Source organism: Adhaeretor mobilis, assembly GCF_007741515.1.
Classification (GTDB): domain Bacteria; phylum Planctomycetota; class Planctomycetia; order Pirellulales; family Lacipirellulaceae; genus Adhaeretor; species Adhaeretor mobilis.
In genome coordinates this window covers 5,402,004-5,421,392 of record NZ_CP036263.1, presented here as the reverse complement: position 1 = coordinate 5,421,392, position 19,389 = coordinate 5,402,004, and the positions used below count along the sequence as shown (strand labels likewise).

At 56.0% G+C, this 19,389-nt stretch carries 19 protein-coding genes; 10 read left to right on the top strand and 9 right to left on the bottom strand.

Features of this window, described 5'->3' with window-relative positions; all coding sequences use genetic code 11:
- Positions 1 to 36: 36 nt before the first annotated feature.
- The 4 genes from HG15A2_RS21320 (at position 37) to HG15A2_RS21310 (ending at position 3,559) form a co-directional block, all read left to right on the top strand.
- Positions 37 to 504 carry a hypothetical protein gene (locus HG15A2_RS21320; protein WP_246117822.1) on the top strand — a complete coding sequence of 156 codons (468 nt, stop codon included), beginning with the start codon at positions 37 to 39 and terminating at the stop codon, positions 502 to 504.
- Between the two features lie 71 nt (positions 505 to 575).
- Complete coding sequence (locus tag HG15A2_RS21315; protein ID WP_145063124.1) at positions 576 to 1,823, top strand: radical SAM protein; 1,248 nt, start codon at positions 576 to 578, stop codon at positions 1,821 to 1,823.
- 113 nt (positions 1,824 to 1,936) lie between these two features.
- Positions 1,937 to 2,098 carry a hypothetical protein gene (locus HG15A2_RS24325; protein WP_218932155.1) on the top strand — a complete coding sequence of 54 codons (162 nt, stop codon included), beginning with the start codon at positions 1,937 to 1,939 and terminating at the stop codon, positions 2,096 to 2,098.
- A gap of 291 nt (positions 2,099 to 2,389) precedes the next feature.
- Positions 2,390 to 3,559, top strand: a complete 1,170-nt coding sequence (locus HG15A2_RS21310) for a c-type cytochrome domain-containing protein (protein WP_145063122.1) — start codon at positions 2,390 to 2,392, stop codon at positions 3,557 to 3,559.
- A 10-nt stretch (positions 3,560 to 3,569) separates the two neighbouring features.
- Here the strand turns inward: HG15A2_RS21310 and HG15A2_RS21305 are convergent, their stop codons facing one another.
- From HG15A2_RS21305 to HG15A2_RS21285, 5 genes are all read right to left on the bottom strand, one after another.
- Entirely contained in the window at positions 3,570 to 5,072 is a 1,503-nt protein-coding gene (locus tag HG15A2_RS21305; protein ID WP_145063120.1) for an FAD-binding protein, read from the bottom strand.
- 202 nt (positions 5,073 to 5,274) lie between these two features.
- Complete coding sequence (locus HG15A2_RS21300; protein ID WP_145063119.1) at positions 5,275 to 5,718, bottom strand: hypothetical protein; 444 nt, start codon at positions 5,716 to 5,718, stop codon at positions 5,275 to 5,277.
- Positions 5,719 to 5,805: 87 nt separating this feature from the next.
- Positions 5,806 to 6,096, bottom strand: a complete 291-nt coding sequence (locus HG15A2_RS21295) for a type II toxin-antitoxin system RelE/ParE family toxin (protein WP_261342140.1) — start codon at positions 6,094 to 6,096, stop codon at positions 5,806 to 5,808.
- Entirely contained in the window at positions 6,086 to 6,340 is a 255-nt protein-coding gene (locus tag HG15A2_RS21290; protein WP_145063116.1) for an addiction module protein, read from the bottom strand. Before HG15A2_RS21290 ends, HG15A2_RS21295 begins: the two co-directional genes overlap by 11 nt.
- Positions 6,341 to 6,450: 110 nt before the next feature.
- The gene (locus tag HG15A2_RS21285) at positions 6,451 to 7,671 is read right to left on the bottom strand and encodes a 2,3-bisphosphoglycerate-independent phosphoglycerate mutase (RefSeq protein ID WP_145063114.1); all 1,221 of its coding nucleotides are present in this window, start codon (positions 7,669 to 7,671) and stop codon (positions 6,451 to 6,453) included.
- 233 nt (positions 7,672 to 7,904) lie between these two features.
- On the opposite strand from HG15A2_RS21285, the gene HG15A2_RS21280 reads away from it, so the two are divergent.
- The 4 genes from HG15A2_RS21280 (at position 7,905) to HG15A2_RS21265 (ending at position 12,952) form a co-directional block, all read left to right on the top strand.
- On the top strand, positions 7,905 to 9,314 hold the full coding sequence (locus tag HG15A2_RS21280) for a glucose-6-phosphate isomerase (RefSeq protein WP_145063112.1): 1,410 nt from the start codon (positions 7,905 to 7,907) through the stop codon (positions 9,312 to 9,314).
- A gap of 209 nt (positions 9,315 to 9,523) precedes the next feature.
- Positions 9,524 to 10,231: a metal-dependent hydrolase gene (locus HG15A2_RS21275; RefSeq protein WP_145063110.1), complete on the top strand. Its 708-nt coding sequence runs from the start codon at positions 9,524 to 9,526 to the stop codon at positions 10,229 to 10,231.
- Between the two features lie 215 nt (positions 10,232 to 10,446).
- Positions 10,447 to 11,418 (top strand): DUF6263 family protein, encoded by a 972-nt coding sequence (locus tag HG15A2_RS21270; RefSeq protein WP_145063108.1) that lies wholly within the window; start codon positions 10,447 to 10,449, stop codon positions 11,416 to 11,418.
- A gap of 199 nt (positions 11,419 to 11,617) precedes the next feature.
- Entirely contained in the window at positions 11,618 to 12,952 is a 1,335-nt protein-coding gene (locus tag HG15A2_RS21265) for a flavin-containing monooxygenase (RefSeq protein ID WP_145063106.1), read from the top strand.
- A gap of 79 nt (positions 12,953 to 13,031) precedes the next feature.
- On the opposite strand, the gene HG15A2_RS21260 is transcribed toward HG15A2_RS21265, so the two are convergent.
- A complete protein-coding gene (locus HG15A2_RS21260; RefSeq protein ID WP_145063104.1) occupies positions 13,032 to 13,331 on the bottom strand; it encodes a GIY-YIG nuclease family protein in 300 nt (99 codons plus the stop codon).
- A 92-nt stretch (positions 13,332 to 13,423) separates the two neighbouring features.
- The gene (locus tag HG15A2_RS21255; RefSeq protein ID WP_145063102.1) at positions 13,424 to 14,164 is read right to left on the bottom strand and encodes an MBL fold metallo-hydrolase; all 741 of its coding nucleotides are present in this window, start codon (positions 14,162 to 14,164) and stop codon (positions 13,424 to 13,426) included.
- Between the two features lie 218 nt (positions 14,165 to 14,382).
- Between HG15A2_RS21255 and HG15A2_RS21250 the strand changes: the two genes are divergently transcribed.
- Both HG15A2_RS21250 and HG15A2_RS21245 read left to right on the top strand, forming a co-directional pair.
- Complete coding sequence (locus tag HG15A2_RS21250; RefSeq protein ID WP_145063100.1) at positions 14,383 to 15,432, top strand: extracellular solute-binding protein; 1,050 nt, start codon at positions 14,383 to 14,385, stop codon at positions 15,430 to 15,432.
- A gap of 104 nt (positions 15,433 to 15,536) precedes the next feature.
- The gene (locus HG15A2_RS21245) at positions 15,537 to 16,826 is read left to right on the top strand and encodes an IS1182 family transposase (protein ID WP_145056780.1); all 1,290 of its coding nucleotides are present in this window, start codon (positions 15,537 to 15,539) and stop codon (positions 16,824 to 16,826) included.
- 282 nt (positions 16,827 to 17,108) lie between these two features.
- Here HG15A2_RS21245 and HG15A2_RS21240 read toward each other — a convergent pair whose 3' ends face one another.
- A complete protein-coding gene (locus tag HG15A2_RS21240) occupies positions 17,109 to 18,392 on the bottom strand; it encodes a DEAD/DEAH box helicase (protein WP_246117821.1) in 1,284 nt (427 codons plus the stop codon).
- Between the two features lie 224 nt (positions 18,393 to 18,616).
- A complete protein-coding gene (locus HG15A2_RS24320; RefSeq protein WP_218932154.1) occupies positions 18,617 to 18,958 on the bottom strand; it encodes a hypothetical protein in 342 nt (113 codons plus the stop codon).
- Between the last annotated feature and the right edge of the window lie 431 nt (positions 18,959 to 19,389).

Sequence of the window (19,389 nt, the reverse complement as noted above, 5' to 3'; positions counted from 1 at the left end):
GCTCCTGCTTTGAGAAATAACGTGATATGCCTCCTGATGCTTCTTCTCGCTTCGTGGATTGCCATGACTTTTTGCCACGAGGTGGGGCATCTGATTGGTGGCTGGCTCGGCGGCGGTACGCTTTCTGAATACAGCTTGGCTCCTTGGCACTTGCCCTACAGTTTTCACAGTCCCGATCCGTTTCCGCAACTCACTTTGTGGGCAGGTCCACTGTTTGGCGTCGCCTTGCCGCTCACGCTTGCGCTGATCGCGCGTCATCGCTGGGGCATGGTTCGTTGCGGATTTCTGTCTCTTGGCAAATGGCAGTTATCTCGCACTCGCATGGCTCTCAGGAGATCGCTTTCTCGACACGCCACGGATGCTCGCTGCAGGAGTGGGCCCGTTCTGGATTGCCCTATTTTGTCTCTCGACTATTTTACTGGGGTACATTCGTTTTCGAGCCGACGTTATCGCGGTTCTCCAACGCTCGCCGCGGTGATTTGCTACAATGCGCCGTGCACATAAAATTAAACGCGGAGTAAGCTCCGCGGCGAAATTTGTGTTTCCGCCTTCTGCCTTTATCCCTCCGTCTTTGAATGTATCTCCGCTACGCCAAACGCCTGCTCACCGAAACCGACAAGCGATTGCTCTGGAAACTTGCCTACAATTTTGGCTTCAAGGGAGCGCGAGCGATCCAAAAGCACAAGAGCCGGTTGAAACGTGGGGAGTTCTTTCCGCCGTTCCTGTACATATCGATCATCAACAGCTGCAACTTGCGTTGCCAAGGCTGCTGGGTGGATGTGGCTGCGAAGCAGGAACGCATTGAAGTCGATGCGCTCTCCAAGGTCATCCGCGAAGCGAACGAGCAAGGTAATTACTTCTTTGGAATCGTCGGTGGCGAGCCGTTCATGCACCCGGACATTCTGGAAATCTTCCGTCGGCATCCAGAGTGCTACTTCCAAGTCTTCACCAACGGGCACTTTATCACAGGCGAAATTGCCGCTGAGCTACGCAAGTGCGGCAACGTAACGCCTCTCATATCCGTCGAAGGTACAGAGATTGTTAGCGACGAGCGTCGCGGCGGTGCCGAAGTGCTCAACAAAACGATGCAAGGCATTCACAATTGCGTGGAGCACAACGTGGTGACCGGCGTTTGCACCAGTGTTTGTAAGACCAACCTCGACGATCTTGTCAACGAAGCGTGGGTCGATCGCCTTATCGAATTGGGCGTGCTGTACATGTGGTATCACACGTACCGCCCGATGGGTCCCGAGCCGAATGAAGCCCTGGCGCTCGCCCCCGAAGAGCAACTGCGCATCCGGGAGTTTGTCGTCAACATGCGCGTGAAGAAGCCGATTGCCATCGTGGATGCCTACTACGATGGCGAGGGCCAGGCCTTGTGCCCTGCGGCCACAGGGTTCACGCATCATATTTCCCCTTGGGGAGCGATCGAGCCGTGCCCGATTGTGCAGTTCGCCAAAGAAAGCATTTACGAGGATGTGCCCCTGGCCGACACGTTCAACAATTCGCAGTACTTGAAAGATTTTCGCGAACTGGCTGCCAGCCAAACCCGCGGATGCATCGTGTTGGAACGGCCCGACCTGCTGCACCAGCTCAACGTGTTGCACGGCGCAGAGGATACCACTGCCAGGAAAACTGCCGCGGCTGAATTGCTAGCGATGTCGCCGCGGCCCTCGCAGCATAATCGCATGAAAGCAGTTCCCGAGAAAAGTTGGGCCTACCGCTTCGCCAAACGGCATTTCTTCAACGACTTCGGAGCCTACGATTCCCCAGAAAACCCGCTTGATAGATCCCCAAAACAAGTGGAATTGCTCGACAAGTAGCCACGCCGCTTGCCGGTTTCGCCGTCCTATTCCTCTGAAAGAGTGAACCTTCGATGACCCGCCACGTATAGAACGCGGACAGAGAAGTTCACCCCCCAAGTGGAGACTCCCCCATGCCTATTCAACATGTCAAAAAAGTTGCCCGCGAAATCCGCCAACGCTGGACTAGTGAGGAACGCCTCCGTCGCGCCCACCTTGCCGATGTCATGCAAGCCCGTCTGATGCAACTGGCCGGCGGGAAACTTGCGCCTGCGCCTGTGCGTGTGAGGCTTTAGAGATAGTTCTTGAAAAAGAGAATACTGAGAGCACCGAGCTGGCCGACAAGACATAGCTCATTGCGCAACCTCTGTCTTCTCTGTGACCTCCTTCAAGAAATGCAGCGTTAACTACCCAGAAGGCGTCGCCGGAACCACACGGCAACACCTTATTTTCGTACTCGTTCAATTTCTCGTCAAGTTTCTGCCGTAAAATTACAGTAGTGCCATGGGCAATCTGGGTAGTTATAATCGCCCTCAGGCGTGCCGGCGCCGTTGGACCACAATCCTCTATCTACTCAGTAGCCCATCATGACGCGAATCGCTCTTCTTCTCGCTTTGGCTCCGCTCATTGCCACTTCGCAATCTTTCGCGGCCGACGCGCCCATCGATTTTCAAACGCAGATTCAACCTATCTTCAAGCAGCACTGCGTGAAGTGTCATGGCGAAAAGAAAGCTCTTAAGAAATTACGGCTGGATTCGGCGGAGCAGATCCAGGCGTTTCACGAAGATCATCTCGTGGTTGCCGGTAAGCCGGACGCGAGCGAGCTGTTCGAGCGTTTGGTCTTGCCCGCCGAGGATAAAAAACGGATGCCCAAGGGGGCCGATCCGCTACCCAAAGAACAGATTGACTTGGTCCGCGAATGGATTGCCCAAGGTGCTTCGTATACATCCGCGCAGAAGCCATCCGAGAAACCGGCAAGCGAAGAAAAGTCAGCAGCGGCTGATACAGAAACGGCTAAGCCGCAAGCGGAGCCTGTGCCGCACGATTCTGAGGAACTTAAGGACGTTAAAGCCGCCGCTGATGAAGCCGTCAAGAAAATCGCAGCCACCGGCGCAAGCGTCATGCCGTTGTTTGGCAAGAGCGCGTTGTTGCAAGTGAGCTTCGCGCAAGATTCTGGTGCCGTCAACGCCGCTAACCTAGCTACGCTCGCCGGTGCAGGCGAGCAAATTGTGTGGCTGAATCTCTCTGGCAGCCAAGTCTCGCCGGAGTCGCTGGCCGTGCTTGAGAAGCTGCCGAACATTTCGCAATTGCATCTAGAGAAATCCAACCTCGACGACGGGAGCCTCAAGCATGTGGGCTCGCTCGACCGTCTGCACTACTTAAACCTGTACGGCACGCAAGTGAGCGACGCCGGGCTGATCCATCTCTCGGGCTTGAAGCGTCTCCGCAAGTTGTATCTGTGGAATACGAAGGTCAGCTACGACGCGGCCATGGCACTGGAGAAGGCGATCCCCGGCCTGGAGGTCAATCTTGGCTGGAATCATCCCGTGGTAGCAAGGAAGCGTATTGAAAAACAGCTCGCCAACGCCAAGACGGAGGCCGAGGAAGCTAAACAGAAAGCGGAAGCTGCCGACCAAGCCGCGGCCCGCGCGAAAGAAGCCAACGAACGCGCCGCTAAGCGTTTGCAGGAACTCACTGAAGAGCTCAAGGAGATCGAAGCTCCTTCGGATGCGGTCAACGAAGAGGCGAAGAAGTAGCCCGAATCAGTTATCTGCGTCGTTCTTCTGCTGGGGCATAGCTCCGGTAGAACTGGTTCTGGAAAACCAATTCCGGGTCGTAGACGCTCTTCTGACGAAAGAATTCGTCAGACTGTGGGTAGGCCCTTTGAAATTGCTCGCGCGTCGCGTGCAACCGATACGGTAAATAATAGGTCCCCTCAGCCTGCAAAGCAGCATCAATCAGTTGTCTACTTAACTCCGTCATGTGGGCCTCGCTGGCAGAGTCCATGTTTTGATTATAGAGCATGACAATCGCGAGTGCCGCCTCCCTCGCATAATTGAGCATGGCATCGCTATCGGGCTCAACGTAACGGATAGTTACGTTGAGTAAGTCGCATCCGCTTGCTCTAATCAGTCTGCGTGCCTGAGTAATGAAGATTCCGAAGTTGCGCGGCGGAATGAAGTACTCGTGTAAAATGTCGCTCGCTTTTGGATCGCGATTACGGAAAACCTCTACTGACTCATTGAAAACTTGGTTCCGGCTGAACCGCTCTGGGGTGAGCTTTGGCCGCAGCTTGGTCTCAGCTTTCCAACGCATCTCCTTGCCATAGTCGCTATCAACGCTACCTCGAAAGATTGTACGTCGCAGGTTGGTATTTCCGCTCTCAGCCAAATTGGGAATTGCGCTCCCACTATGCCGATCGCGATACGAAAGGCAGAGCAGTGCCTGTTCCAGAAAAGCTTCGTCAGAAACTCTTAGTCGGGCAAATGCCAACGTTGCGTTGGACTTCTCACTGGCGGCTTCGAGAAATGTAGCTGGGAGTGCGGTGGTCTTCACTATGGATTGTCTGGTTGTATAGGTTTCGTTCGGGACAACTCGAAGTTGCACATCAAGGATCACACCAAACAAGCCGTACCCGCCCAGGGCCAGAGCAAACAGCTCGGGCGAATCGGTTCTCGAACAATTACTAATCTGACCGTTGGCCAACATCAGTCGAAAGCTCTCGACAGACGATGCTATCGGTGGTTTACCCAGCTGCCATCCGTGGCAGTTCACGCTAATCGAACCGCCGACCGTGAAGTCGTTATTCGATTGCATGATCGCCACCGATTTGCCCAGCGGATCAAGATAGGCGAGCACGTCTCTCCAGCGTGCCCCAGCTCCGACAGTCAGGAGGTTCGTCTGCTCGTCGAATTGCATTTCCCGAAAAGGGAGCATGTCAATCACGAGCCCTCCTGGGACAAACGTATGCCCGCCCATCGAATGCCGCGCCCCGGAGATCGAGACGCTCAGTTTCTCCTCACGTGCGCGCTCTAAGAGCAGGGCGAGCTGTCGCTCGGCTTCCTCTCGGTCGGTCGGAATAGGCCACACTTCTGCAACTTTCGTCGCATTCATGCGGCTGGCATCATCGACATAGCCCTCGGGCAAAGTGTATGAGGCGTGCTGGTCTTTCCAAGCCGTCGAGAACAGGTGCCAAGCGGGGCGCGTCAGAACCACGCCTAGCACGGTCACCGTAGCAAGACCAAGCCAGCTGCGTAGAATACGCTTCATGAGTGCCAATCTCTTGTCTTGAGTTGGGGGATGAGCAGACGAACTAGCCTGGTGCCGTGGCCTCTCAAGCCCCAAACTTAGCCAACCGCCCGGCGTTTGCTAGCGCGAGTGTCATCAGGTGCTTCGCTTCAAACTGCCCCAGTTCGCCTTACAAGCATTGGGCTTCGGCAAACGAGTAGTGGTATTTCGATTAATAAATCTCTTATCCGCCGCTGTAGGTCACGTAGGCCGTTCCCGTTGCGGCGTCGTAAACCCCTTGGTGTCCGAGGTCACCCACTCTGTCGTTGAACCGTAGTCCATTGCGAACCTCGACCGGTGAATCCGAACTCATCGAATAAACCCTCGCTCGCTGTTGCTCGTCGATCACGTAGGGTCTCCAGCTTCTGGACTCGCACCACCCCTTGAAGACTGCTTGGCTGAGTTCGCATTCGACGCGTGTTGCGCGGTAGCCGGATTCAAACCAAACATTCTTAGCACCGTTCGGGACGAGACAGTTCCAAAGCTTGGCATTTGCTTGCTCGGCACTGACTCCGTGGCCGACAACGGATCGAAACGGACCGGCGGTCGAGAACAACAGGCAAGCAAACGCAATTGCAGCTATGGCAACCAGTAAGAGCCGATAGCGACGTCCGATAAACCGTCTCATTACATGGACTCTCGCGAGGCATAAGGGCAAGTTTGCAGAGCAACTGTCAGCGCAGCCATCAAGGGTCCGCAACGACTAGGTGTTTCACTACCTCCGCTTCTTCCAATAGCCAAGCCGACGACTGAGGTGGGCCACCGCCTGGATGCGGAGAAAATCTTTCCCGAATCGGTAAATAATTTGGTAAGGAAACTTAGTAATGCGACAACCACGAAAGTTGCCACACACCAGCGGGAATCTATCAGGGTTATCTAGAATGCGATTCATCGCGTCATCGACGGCATATGCGAACCGTTTGGATACTTCATCATCGCGAGCGAGATACCAATTCATGGCACCTTCTAACTCGGCAGTTGATTCTGGGTGAAAGCTAGCCTTCACTGCTTAGCCCGGCCCGTTTGAAGAGTCGGCTGCGGACTTTTTCCCAGTCCTCTCCTTTTACTCTACCCTCGGCCAGTTCTTGGTCGCGTTGTTCGAGAACGGGTAGCCAGTCGGGATGTAATTCAGTGGCTTGGTCTTCGGGCACGGCATCGACCAAAGTGTCGATGAGTCGCATTCGGTCGTTCGCAGGCAGGGCCAATGCTGCAGTGACTAAGGCATCGTAATTCGTTAGGCTCTCAGGCATGAGAGGGGGGCTCCGAAGAGATCGAGGTTGATCCTGTTCGCTCTATTCTACCACAAGCTCCGAAAGTGCCAAACTCAGGACCCCAAATGCCGTGGCACTTCCCCAAAACCTCAAGCCCCAAACTTCGCCAGCCTACCCGCATTGGCCAGCGCTAGGGTCATTAGGTGCTTCGCTTCAAACTGACCCAGCCCGCCGCGTAAGCATTGGTCTTCGCCGAAGGAATCGCACCCATCGGGGCGGCAGTTCTTTGCCCACAGGAGTGTTGGAACCGGATGCCAACTGTGGCTGGCAAGCATGGCGGGCGTGCTGTGGTCGCCGGTTGCAATGAACACATCGGGGCCCAGTTCCATGATCTGCGGCACAGCGGCGTCGTAATCTTCGGTCCGCTTTACTTTCGCGTCGAAGTCGCCATCTTCGCCGGTGCTGTCGGTGTACTTGAAGTGAATGAAGAAGAAGTCGTAAGCATCCCAGTTCTCTTTGAGTACCTGCATCTGCTCGTCGAGCGTCTTTGCTTCTCCCAAGATGTCCATGCCAACGAGTTGTGCAAGACCTTTGTACATCGGGTAGACCGCAATCGCTGCGGCGCGCAGGCCGTACACTTCTTCATAGCTTGGCAGGCTTGGTTTGGATGCCACGCCGCGCAAGGTACAGCAGTTCGCCTTCGGTTGTCCGGCGAGCAGCACGCGCGCTTGCTTCACGAATTCATCGCAGATTTCCGCCGTGACTTTACTGTCTGGCTCGGCCGCTTGAGCGGCCAGAGGAGGCACCCCGGTCGCTTGCGGGTCGGTGTCGTGGACGTTGCCGTTCAGCTTTCCTTCATTCACGCCGGTGCCTCGTAGCACCAAAACAAAACGATGCTCCTTCACAGGTTCCACAAATATTTCGACGTTGGGAATCGAAACCTCTCGCAGCTTCACCGCTAGCGGTGCGCTCTCTTCGGTCGGCAATCTTCCGGCACGGCGATCGGTAATGTTGCCCGCATCGTCCACAGTACAGAAATTTGCCCGGATGGCCACGTCCCCCTCTTTCAACTCAAAACCAATGCCGGTGGCCTCCAGCGCGCCGCGACCGATCAGGTACTTCAGCGGATCGTAGCCAAATAGCCCCAAATGCCCCGGGCCGCTACCAGGAGAAATCCCGTGGGCTACCGGCAGGCTTCCGCCGCTGATGCCTTCAGTCGCCAGCTTGTCGAGATTTGGCGTCTGGGCTGTTTCCAGCTCGGTCTTTCCACCAGGATGCTGGGGCAGCCCCCCCAGTCCGTCGCCTACATACATGACGATTTTTGAGTCGTTCTTGGTGTTGAGTTGGCGCGTCAGTTCGTGGAGGTCCATAAGTAAGTCGGCAGGGGACAGGAGACAGTGGGGAGTAAGAAGGGCCGGCGAGCCCTGGCTCATAGGGGGGTAGGGGCTCGCCCGCTAGCTGGTAAAGTGTCAGCATGCGATTTTAGCGTGTGAGAGGCCAGCCGTCACCGGTGGGCTCTTGCCACTGAGTAAGGAATGGTGACGATTAGGTGATTGACTAGCAACCAACGGTCCGCACAGTGGACCCTACTAAGGAAACTCGAATGTCCGATCCACTGCTTTCCTACGACCCCGCCGGCGTGATGTTGCCTGAGAATGGCATCACCCCGGACGACCTGGCCGGCATGGTCAATCAACTCGAAGAAGTCCGCGACGAAGTGCTCGCTGAGTCCCAACTCTGGGCCGATGGCGTTACGCCCGAGGACAAAGTGCCCTTCGATGCTGGTTTTCACGAATTGCCTGGGCGGTTGCTATCCGAGTATCGCAATCGTGGCGCGGACAGCGAGATCGGACGTATCCAAGTCGCCGCAGATCGCCTCGCCGGCCTGGTCGATCGCGTGGTCTCCCTCGGCATCGGCGGTTCGTACATGGGCGCACGGGCACTGATGGAGGCTTGTTGTCATCCCTACTACAACGAACTGCCGCGCGATCGCCGTGGCGGCCGACCACGCATCACCTTCGAGGGGAATAACGTCGATAACGACGCGCTGCGTGGTCTGTTCGATTTACTCTACCCGGACGAAGGGGGCGGCATTGCCGACCAGTGGGGTATCGCCGTCATCAGCAAAAGCGGTGGCACCCTGGAAACCGCCGCCGCGTTCCGCATCCTGCTCGAAAAGCTCAGCGATGCCTGCGATGACGATCCCGCGAAGGTCGCCCAGCGCGTGATTCCCGTCACGGGCAAAAGCGGCAAGCTCTTCGATCTGGCTACCGCGCTCGGATGTCCTGACATCTTCGCCGTGCCCGATGGCGTGGGTGGGCGATTCTCCGTGCTTTCGGCCGTCGGCCTGTTGCCAGCCGCCATCATGGGGCTGGATATCGTGAAGTTGCTCGAAGGTGCCGATGCCATGAATGAGCATTTCCGAAACACACACGCGGACGAGAATCTTGTGCTGCAATACGTCGGCGTTTGTCATCTGTTAGAAACCAAGCGAGGCTGCGACATCCGCCTGCTTACCACCTGGGGCAAGCAGCTGGAATCGGTCGGCTTGTGGTACGACCAACTCCTTTCTGAAAGCCTTGGCAAGCAAGAACGGGGTGCTATGCCGCTCACGGTCGTCAATACACGCGATCTGCACAGTCGCGGGCAACAGCATCAGGAGGGCAAGCGTGACAAGCTAGTCACGAACCTGATCGTCGATAAGTTCCAGCGTGACGAAATCGAAATCGGCAAAAGCGACAACAACCAAGATCAGCTCAATGAGCTGGCCGACAAGACGCTGGTCGATGTGCTCGACGCCGCCACCAAAGGCACTAATCAAGCCTACCGCGACGATAATCGCCCCACGGCCGACCTGCATCTGCCGAGTGTGAACGAGCACACGATAGGCCAACTATTCCAAATGCTGATGCTCGCGACGGTTTCCGAGGGTCGCCTCATTGGTATCAACCCTTACGGGCAACCTGGGGTGGAAGCGTACAAGAACAACATGAACGCGATCTTGCGTAGCTGAATATTAGTTGTTTCCTCGTTCCCTCGCTCCCGCGTGGGAACGGGGTATCCAACCGCTCCTGCGGCGTTTCTGAATCGCTGTCTTGCTCCGGTTTGGGCCTGACTCAACTGGACAAACAATTGTTGTGCATCGACGCAGGAGCGTCGGAATCGTGCGTTACCACGCGGGAGCGTGGGAACGAGTTGAGAAACCGCAAACGAGAAACTACTATGCCCCTCGAAATCACGTGGCTCGGCCACTCGACATTCACGATTGACACCGGCAGCCACAGGCTGCTGCTTGATCCATTCCTTACGGATTCCCCCGTTGCGCCGATTTCCGCTGATGAGGTTGACGCAGATTTCATTCTGCTCACGCACGGGCACTTCGATCATGTGGCCGATGCCGTGGCAATTGCTACTCGCACCGGCGCCACGGTCGTAGCGAACTTTGAAATTGTCGAGTGGCTCAAGCGTGAGGGTATTGCCGAAGATAGAGTCGTCGCTCTGAACACAGGCGGTGGCTACGATCTACCCTTCGGTCACGTCACTCAAACGCTCGCGCATCACAGTTCCAGCCTGCCTGACGGTTCCTACGGCGGTACGGCAGGCGGATTCTTGCTGGAGATCGACGGCAAGCGACTCTACTTCGCCGGCGACACAAGTTTGTTCCTCGACATGAAACTCATCGGTCTGAGTGCAAAGGCTGCGGGCGGTCTCGATCTCGCCGTGTTGCCCATTGGCGATCAATTCACGATGGGCCCCGCTGACGCGGTAGAAGCAGTCAAGTTCCTTGGTGCCCGACAAGTATTGCCCTGCCACTACAACACGTGGCCGCCGATTGAACAGGATGCCAAGGCTTGGGCCGAGGAAGTCCGCGAGCAAACTGCTGCCGAGCCATTTGTGCTCTCTCCGGGCGAGTCACTGAGTCTCGAGTAGTCGAATACGCAAGTTTCTTTCCTTCCTGCCCGCCCTGATTGAGACTGTGGAAGGTCCTTCCCCCTTCGCAGAGTGTTTTTGCGGTTTCCCAGCGACCCCAGGGCCCTCATAATACGTAAAGAAATGACCGTGGCGTAATGCTCGCCGCGCACCGATCAATCTGAGGCCCCCAATTCCAGGGACACTATCTCAGAGACCAAACGTAAGGACCCTTCATGTCAAGCTTCATCAACGCTAGCGTCGCGATTCTTTTTGCTCTTCTCGTTTCGATGCCGACCCACGCAGCGGCTCAAGCAACGGCCACCGCAGCTCCGCCAGCCACATTTGTTTGGAAGTTCACTCCTGGCGACGAGCATCATTACGAGATGACTCAGGACATGAACATGAGTATGGACATGGGCCAGGCGGGCAAGATGGACACCAGCATCGGCACGTTCATCGACACGACCTGGAAAGTCGAGGGTCTGGACGAGAAGGGCAACGCCGTTGTCGAGCAAAAAATCAATCGCATGAAGATGGACATCAAGGGTCCCGGCGGCCAAAACATCGCCGTGGACTCGGCCGACGAGAAGGAACCCGAAGGCTTCGGCGCGCAGCTAGCCCCATTGGTGAAAGCGCTCACCTCCTCGGCTTTCAAAGTCACGATGACACCACAAGGAAAAATCACCGAAGTCGATGTGCCGGAAGAGTTGTTGAAGAAAATGCAAGAGTCACCCGGCGCAGCCATGATGGGCGACCTTGCCAGTAAGAAGGGCTTCGAACAACTCATCCGCCAGGGTTCGCTGTACTTCCCCGAGGGTGAGTTGAAGGAAGGCCAAAACTGGAGCAACAAGGTCGAGAATAAGAACCCCATGTTCGGTAAGCAAACCATCGAGACGACTTACACCTACGAAGGCTCCAAAGAAGTTGACGGTAAGCAGTATGCCGTGTTCAAGCCAAGTTTGAAGCTAGCCTTCGGAGATGGTGCCGGTGCCCAGGGCGCGCAAGTCGCCATTAAGGATCAGAAGTCATCCGGCGAAATCCTTTTTGATCGCGATGCAGGCTTCCTCGCGCAGTCGATGATCAACCAGGACATGAACCTCACGATCACCGCTGGCGGACAGAACATCAATCAAGTTATCAAGCAGACGATCAACTTGAAACGATACGATCCCAAGCAACGAGCCGCTGAGGAAGCCGCAAAGTAGCTTGCTCAGCAAAGCACGGAATTGCACGAAGGCCGGACAGGAGGGCACGGAGCTAGGGGCAGAGATTGCCCCCGAAGCCCGATCCCGCTCATCCTGTCCATGGAAATGGCGTAATTCCGAGTCAGCCGCACTAATAACTTTGCAGGAAAACGACTGGGCGCTCTAGGCGTCCCACGCGGTTCCAATTAGAAGTGGGGGGATGCCTGCCGCGACGAAAATCCCCACCGAAGAGAAATTCTGCATTCTGGGCGCGGGCTCGTCGGGGCTTGCTGCGGCCAAGAATTTCCTCGAGGCGGGCATTCCGTTCGATTGCCTAGAACGCGAGGATGACATCGGCGGCAACTGGTACTACGGCAAGCCGGCCAGCAGCGTGTATGCCTCCACGCATCTCATCTCTTCTAAACGACTCACGGAATTCACCGACTTCCCCATGCCCGAGGATTATCCGCCGTATCCTGGGCGTGAGCTCGTGTGGCAATACTTTCAGGCCTACGCGGCGCACTTTGGCTTGCGAGAGCATATTCAGTTCGATACAGCGGTGAAGAGGCTGGAGCCCACAGGCAGTGGTGAACAAGGCTGGCAGGTCGAACTCAACAGCGGCGAGGTGCGACATTACTGTGGCGTAGTAATCGCCAACGGGCACAACTGGAATCCCCGTTGGCCTGAGGAAAGTTGGCTAGAGCGGGGGGGCCGGTTCGCCGGCGAAGTGCTGCACTCCAGTGAGTACAAAACGCCCGACGCCCTGCACGGCAAGCGCGTGCTGGTGGTTGGCGGCGGGAACTCCGGGTGCGATTTGGCTGTGGAGGCCGCCATTCATGCGGATCGCGCCGTCCTCAGCACGCGGCGCAATTACCCTGTGCTACCGAAGTTTTTCCGTGGCAAACCGATCGACCAATGTAACGAGCTGCTCCAGTGGCTACGCTTGCCGCTGTGGTTCCGCCGTCTAGCCGCTCGTGGGGTCACGCATTTGACACTTGGACCGGCCGAGCGAACCGGCGTGCCGCGGCCTGACCATCGACTGTTTGAAACCCACCCGGTGATTAACTCACAGATCCATCATCACGTGGGGCATGGGAATCTCGAGTTGCGAGGAGATGTCAAACGCTTTGACGGGCTCGAAGTCGAGTTTATGGATGGTAGTCGCGCGGAGTTCGACTTGGTGATCTACGCGACCGGGTTCCTGGTGAGTTTCCCATTTGTCGAGCAGCAACATCTCAACTGGCAACGCGGCGCGCCGGAGCTGTTCCTCAACGTGTTTCACCCCGAGCGCGACGATCTGTTTTGCATCGGTTTAATTCAACCAGACAGCGGCCAGTGGGGGTTAGTAGATTATCAATCGCAATTGGTGGCGAAGTATCTGCTTGCCATGCAGAAGAAACTATCACAGGCTGAGTGGTTTCGCAGGCTCAAGAGCAACGGTGCGGCAGATCTGTCCAGTGGCGTACAGTACAAGAAGTCGCCGCGGCACCGGCTGGAGGTCGAGCACTATGGGTATCAGAAGCGGCTGAAGAAGTTAATTCGGCGATTGGGTTAGGCGATAGCCATTTCTACCGAGCGATACACCATCATGTCATTCCGAAAGGAGTCGAACGACTGAGGAATCCGGCCCGGACTCAAGGTTGGTATTCAATTCCCCAATCCGTCGCCAAATCAAGCCAATCAGGGTTCACTTCTTTGATAAGTGCTAACTTCTTCTCACGCCTCCATCCCTTGATGCGTTTTTCTGCTTCGATGGCCTCGTTCACATCGTGGAACCGTTCGTACCACACGAGCGATGTCATCCCGTACTTCTTTGCAAAGCCTTCGACGAGTTTGTACTTGTGCTGGTAAATGCGTTGTTCGAGATTACCAGTCACGCCTACGTAGAGGCGTCGATTCTTGTTAGCGAGAATGTAAGTGTAGTATTCACGCATGGAGGCTCAACAAGAGTTTAGTCTGGATTCCTCAGTCGCTAGGGCTCGGTCGGAATGACATGCTGGGAGCCGCTGAGCCGGAAGAACATTTTTCAGAACTCTAGAACCATTCCATCAACACCAATTTCGGTCTTCGCAAAAATCTTCCGCGCCCCTGCGATATCCAACTCTCCGTCATCAGCAAACAGGGGATTGATATGGACTAACACTAATCGCCCCACGTTCGCCTTCTTGGCGACTTCCACGACTGGGGTAAGGCAACTGTGGCCGGTGAGCACGGCTTGCTCTTCTTGGCTATCATCGAAATAGCATTCGTGGATCAGCAAATCTACGCCAGCGATTTCTTCGAGATAATCCGCCTTCGTATCGGCTACAGTATCGGTTACGTAGGCCATTGAGCGATCAGGCCAATCAATGCGGTAGCCGATAGAACCGCCGGGATGCTCTAGGGAAAAGTGGGTAAGTTTTCCACCGTCGGCCAGTTCGACGTTCTTGGCGATCGATTGCATGTCGATCGGCGGTAGTACAGGGAACAGCAATTCAGAGAACAAGTGTTCGCGAATCGCTGCGAGCTTCTCGGGCTCGCCATGGACGGTCACGCGCTCGACGTTTTTTTCGTACAGCACGTCGAATAGGAACGTGAGCCCGACACAATGATCGAGATGCGCGTGCGTGAGAAAAATATCGAGGTGCGAGGTTTCGATCAACGGCCGTGCCCGATAGATGGCCGTCCCCGCGTCGAGCAACACGCCCAACTCAGGCAGCATCAAGCACGCCGTCTGACGACGATCGTTAGGGTGATAGCCAGTGGTGCCGAGCAGGACTAATTTCATCGAGCCTAAAAGCGGGGAGCAGGGTGTTCCAGATAAGGGTATATTGTAACTTGCCAGCGGGAAAGCTGCACGTAGCAATTCTTGCGTCTCCTGCTCTACGCAGAGATTCCGCGGAGCCAATTGGAACTCAGGAATGTTAATTGAAATTGATTATCGCCAATGAAATTGGTCATAATTAGCATTTATCAGTGATCCCAGCTACTTTCGGAGCAAGTTTGATGCGTGAAGAACACCCCAGAATACCTCTGCGAAAACGCGCCTCTACGTGGAGCCTGATTTTACTAGCGGCGTTTTTTTTTATCGGATGTGTGCCACAAGAGAAGCGTGAGGTCGTTGTTTACACGGCGCTAGACGAGCCCTTCTCGCAACCGGTATTTGATGAGTTCACGCGCCAAACGGGAATTGCAGTGCGCGCGAAATTCGATACGGAGTCCACCAAGACAGTCGGTCTCACGCAGGCAATCCTCGCAGAACGAGCACGTCCACGTTGCGACCTGTTTTGGAATAACGAAGTCGTGAACACGTTGCGACTTGATCAAGCGGAGTTGCTGCAAGCGTACGCAGCAAAGAATGCGAATGCGTTTCCCGCTCAGTATCGTTCACCCCAACATACCTGGCATGGGTTGGCTGCGCGGGCGCGGGTACTGCTGGTGAACACGGAGCTTATTCCAAAGGAAGAACGACCGACAACAATCCTTGCTCTTGCCGACCCAAAATGGAAAGCCCGCTGCGGCATCGCTAAGCCACTAGCGGGGACGACGGCTACCCACGCCGCTTGCCTGTTCGCCGCTTGGGGGGAAGATCGCGCGAAAGAATACCTCAGCCAAGTCGCTGCGAACGCAAAGATCCTCAGCGGCAATAAACAGGTCGCCCTTGCCGTGGGCAGTGGGCAGATCGCTTTCGGGCTGACCGATACCGACGATGCGTTGATCGAGCTCTCCGCAGGAAAACCGGTAACGATTGTCTATCCCGACCAGGGCAACGAGGAGGTGGGTACGTTGTTCATTCCCAACACGATTGCCTTGGTGAAAGGAGCGCCGCACCAGGAAGACGCACAGCGATTGGTGGAGTTTCTTCTCACACCAAAGGTTGAGGAAATGCTTGCCGAAGGTGCGAGTGCACAGATTCCCTTGAATCCGGCGGTAAGGAACTCGCCGCGCGTCGAATCGCCGCAGACGGTGCGAGCCATGGAGGTCGATTTTCAAAAGGCGGCCCAACAGTGGGACGCGGCGGCAGAGTTCTTACGCGATGAGTTTACCACAAAGTAGGGTCCGCTGTGAGCTTGTGAATTATTCAGCCACCTACTCGGCAGCTAAGAATTTAGAATCGGTGACTGCTTTGATTCTAACATGCTTTGCGATGGAGGTTCTTGATGGAACGTACCACACAGACCGGCACGGCCCGTTTTCAGCGTGCTGAGCGACGACAGATCGAGTTTCGCCCGCTCGCACTCGATCACTTGCTTGCTGAAGATCACGCAGCGCGACTGATTTGGGCCTACGTGGAAGGACTCGACCTGACGCTCTTGTATCAGAAGATTAAGGCGGTGGATGGGAATGCTGGTCGCAATCCGATCGATCCAAAGATTCTCCTCTCGTTGTGGCTCTTCGCCACCGTCGAGGGAGTCACCTCCGCTCGTCGACTCGCTAAGCTCTGCCAAGAACACTTGGCTTACCTGTGGATCTGTGGCGAAGTGAGCGTGAATTACCATACGCTGAGCGACTTTCGCACCCAACACCATGAGTTTCTCGACGACCTGCTCACTCAAAGCGTGGCCACGCTGCTGCACCAGGGACTCATTGAACTCAACAGCCTGGCCCAAGACGGGATGCGTGTTCGCGCATCGGCCAGTTCGAGTTCCTTCCGCAGGAAGCCCACCCTCGATGAATGCCTCGCCCAGGCGGAGCAACATCTGGAAACACTTCAGAGGGAGAGCGAAGAAGATGTCGGGGTTGAGAACCGTCGTGAACAGGCAGCACGGGTGCGTGCGGCTCGTGAGCGGCAGGAGCGTATTGAAGCGGCTTTAGAAGAGCGTGAAACGCTCGTTCCGAAAATGGAGCGTCGTAAGAAGGGTTCTGGTAGCGAAGCACGCGCTTCGACCACCGACCCCGAAGCACGCAAGATGAAGATGGCCGATGGGGGCTTTCGTCCGGCCTATAACGTACAGTTTGCGACGACGACCGATACGCTGGTGATTGCTGGTGTGGATGTGGTCAATGCGGGGACTGACGGTGGTCAGATGAAGCCCTTGATTGATCAACTTGAGCGGCGCTACCAGCAGGCTCCCGAGCAGTACCTGGCCGATGGGGGCTTCGTGAAGCTGGACGACATTACTGCCCTTGAGCAGGCGGGTATCACAACGTACCTGCCGATCATGGAGCAAACACGTAAGGAGTCCAAGGGGATCGACCCGTTTGCTCCGGTGAAAGGCGATAGCGAAGAGGTCAAGCGGTGGCGTGCCCGGATGGGCACTTCCACAGCGAAAGAGATCTATCAGCAGCGCAGTGCGACTGCTGAGTTCCCCAACGCCGGCTGTCGGAATCGGGGGCTGGGTCAGTTCCCGGTTCGAGGGTTGCTGAAAGCCAGAGCGATCTGTTTATGGCAGGCACTAGCGCACAACTTCCAGAGAACACTTGATTTACGGCGGCAAGCGACCGGGTAAGCTTGTGATGATCAGGCAAGGATGCCAACGCCATCGGGTCGTCAGCATCCCAAGCAACTTTAGCAAACAGGGGTGTTTAACAACGACACAACCAACCTTTCAAGAAAGAACCCCCGAGCACTAGGACCTCAGGCCCGGTTGAGAAAAATTCACGGCCTCTGTGCGGACCAAGATCTGTGCGCACCAACAGGCTGGGCGCCGTTTGCACACGTATCGCGGAGCAAGCGCAGCGGCGACATTGAAAATACTTGTAGTCTTCTACGAAGGTCCGCACAGCGGACCCTACAGACCGCGGCGATGCCGTTTCCTCGGGCGCCGTCCTGGTGGCGGGGGTGGTGCCGGCTTTTCGGGATCGTCGGACTTTGCCTCTTCAGCAGGCGGAGCAGCTTGGGCGACTGCTTGGAAGCCATCGATTTCGTCGCGTTCGAGCAACTTGTTGATCAGCATCTCAATGCGAGTTAGCTCGCCACCCTGTTCGGGTGTGACGAACGAGTAAGCCACTCCTTCGCGACCCATGCGACCCGTGCGGCCCACGCGATGCACGTAATCGTCGGACGACTGAGGCAAATCGTAATTGATGATGTGTGAAATGTTCGTCACATCAATGCCACGCCCCACGACGTCGGTCGCTACCAGCAGCTTCGATTCGCCAGCGCGGAAAGCCTTCATCACACGATCACGCACATTCTGGGCCATGTCGCCGTGGATGCAAGACGCATTCTTGATTTTACGACTTAGCTTGCGATGCACTTTATCGGTCCCCCGCTTGGTGCGGCAGAAAATGATCGCTTGCTCTGGCTTTTCACGTTCCAGCAGTCGCACGAGCAAGTCGAACTTCCGCTCTTGCTCGATCGTGAAGTAACGCTGCTCGATCGTGTCGGCCGACTTGCCCTTGGGCGAGAAGTCCATGATCGTGGGGTCGCGCATGTAGCGCTGGGCGAGTTTTTCCACCGCGGGCGCGACCGTCGCGCTCAGCAAGAGTGTTTGGCGGTCCTTCGGGCAACTGCGGAGGATCTTTTCAATGTCCGGCCGAAAGCCGATGTCCAACATGCGGTCTGCTTCGTCGAGCACGATCACTTCCAGCTCGTCGAGCTGCAACGTCCCGCGGGAGAGATGATCGAGCACGCGGCCCGGCGTGCCGACGACAAAGTCGCAACCCCGTTCCAGCCGACCGATTTGCGATTTGATCGGCTTGCCGCCGTAGAGGGCTACGGTCTTCAGCTTGCGACCGTGTGACAGGCGATCGACTTCATCGCGCACTTGCACGGCCAGTTCTCGGGTGGGCACAAGCGCAATGGCTCTCGGCTTCTTACTCTTGCGCGGCTGGTCCATACGTTCGAGAATCGGAATCGCAAAAGCAGCCGTTTTGCCGGTGCCGGTACGAGCCTGCCCGAGCACATCCGCGCCAGTGATCGCTACGGGTATGACGCCCGCCTGCACAGGAGTGGGCGTTTCGTAAGCGACGTGCTCCAGGGCGGCCATCATGGTTTCGGAAAGGCCCAGGTCAGCAAACCGTGGGGGTGGCTCAGGCGTATCGTTTGCCTGAGAATCGTTTGAAGAGGACAACGGAAGGGTCACTTTTGGTTAATTGAAGGCATTTTTCAGTGTTTCTTATTTGTTTTTTCTAGCCATTAAGCTAACACGCACCCTGGAAATGGTCAACGTCGGGAGGGAAGTGAGCAGAAGGCACTCGGCGGGGCCAGTAGGGTCTTTTAAGAGTGCCCACAAAAAAACGACGCCACAGCTTTGGAGGCTGGGGCGTCGTTAGGTACCATTGCTTCGCGCGAAGACTATTTCTTCTTCGCGGGACGGCCGCGCTTGGCGGTTGTCTTCTTGGGCGAACGCTTTGCGGTCGATTTCTTAGCGGTCGACTTCTTGGTCGTGCGCTTTGCAGCGGCCTTCTTCTTAGGCGACTTCTTCGTCGTACGCTTGGCGGTCGACTTCTTCGCTGCCTTTTTAGTAGCCTTCTTTTTGGGGCTCTTCTTAGCGGCCTTCTTGGTGGTCGCCTTCTTAGCGGCCCTCTTCTTAGGCGACTTCTTAGCAGTCGACTTCTTAGCCGTTGCGCGTTTCTTCGGAGACTTCTTTGCCGTCTTTGCGGCACCGCGCTTTGCGGTCTTCTTTGCTGCAGCCATGATGTTGGCTCCTTCCTGGGGAAATGGCACCCTGGTCCTTGTAAAAAGCTCTTCTCCCGGGTGCCGATGAGGCTTGGAAGAGCCAACTGAGTAGCGTCTATCTAGGAAGCGTTCCTAGAGTCGATGATCGGGCAAACCGTACAGTCTTGCTTAACCGTGCAGTTGCAATGATAGAGCCAGTAGTTGAGATATAGCAGTGTCTTCAAATGAGCACGAAAGTTCGGGGGGAGCGTCTGAGGTCTTCGTTGTTCTTGTCTTGATCAACCAAGAGTGTCTGTGTTGGGAGCGTTTGTTTTGCGTTAGGCGCGCATTGAAGCAGTTTTGCGCGAATTGCTCAATACGGATTGTAAAGAAATCCCAAGTTTCTTTTTGGTTTGGAGAAGACATGGTCAGTCCGACGTTTCGCCGCCGAGCTTGATCCGAGCTTGGCC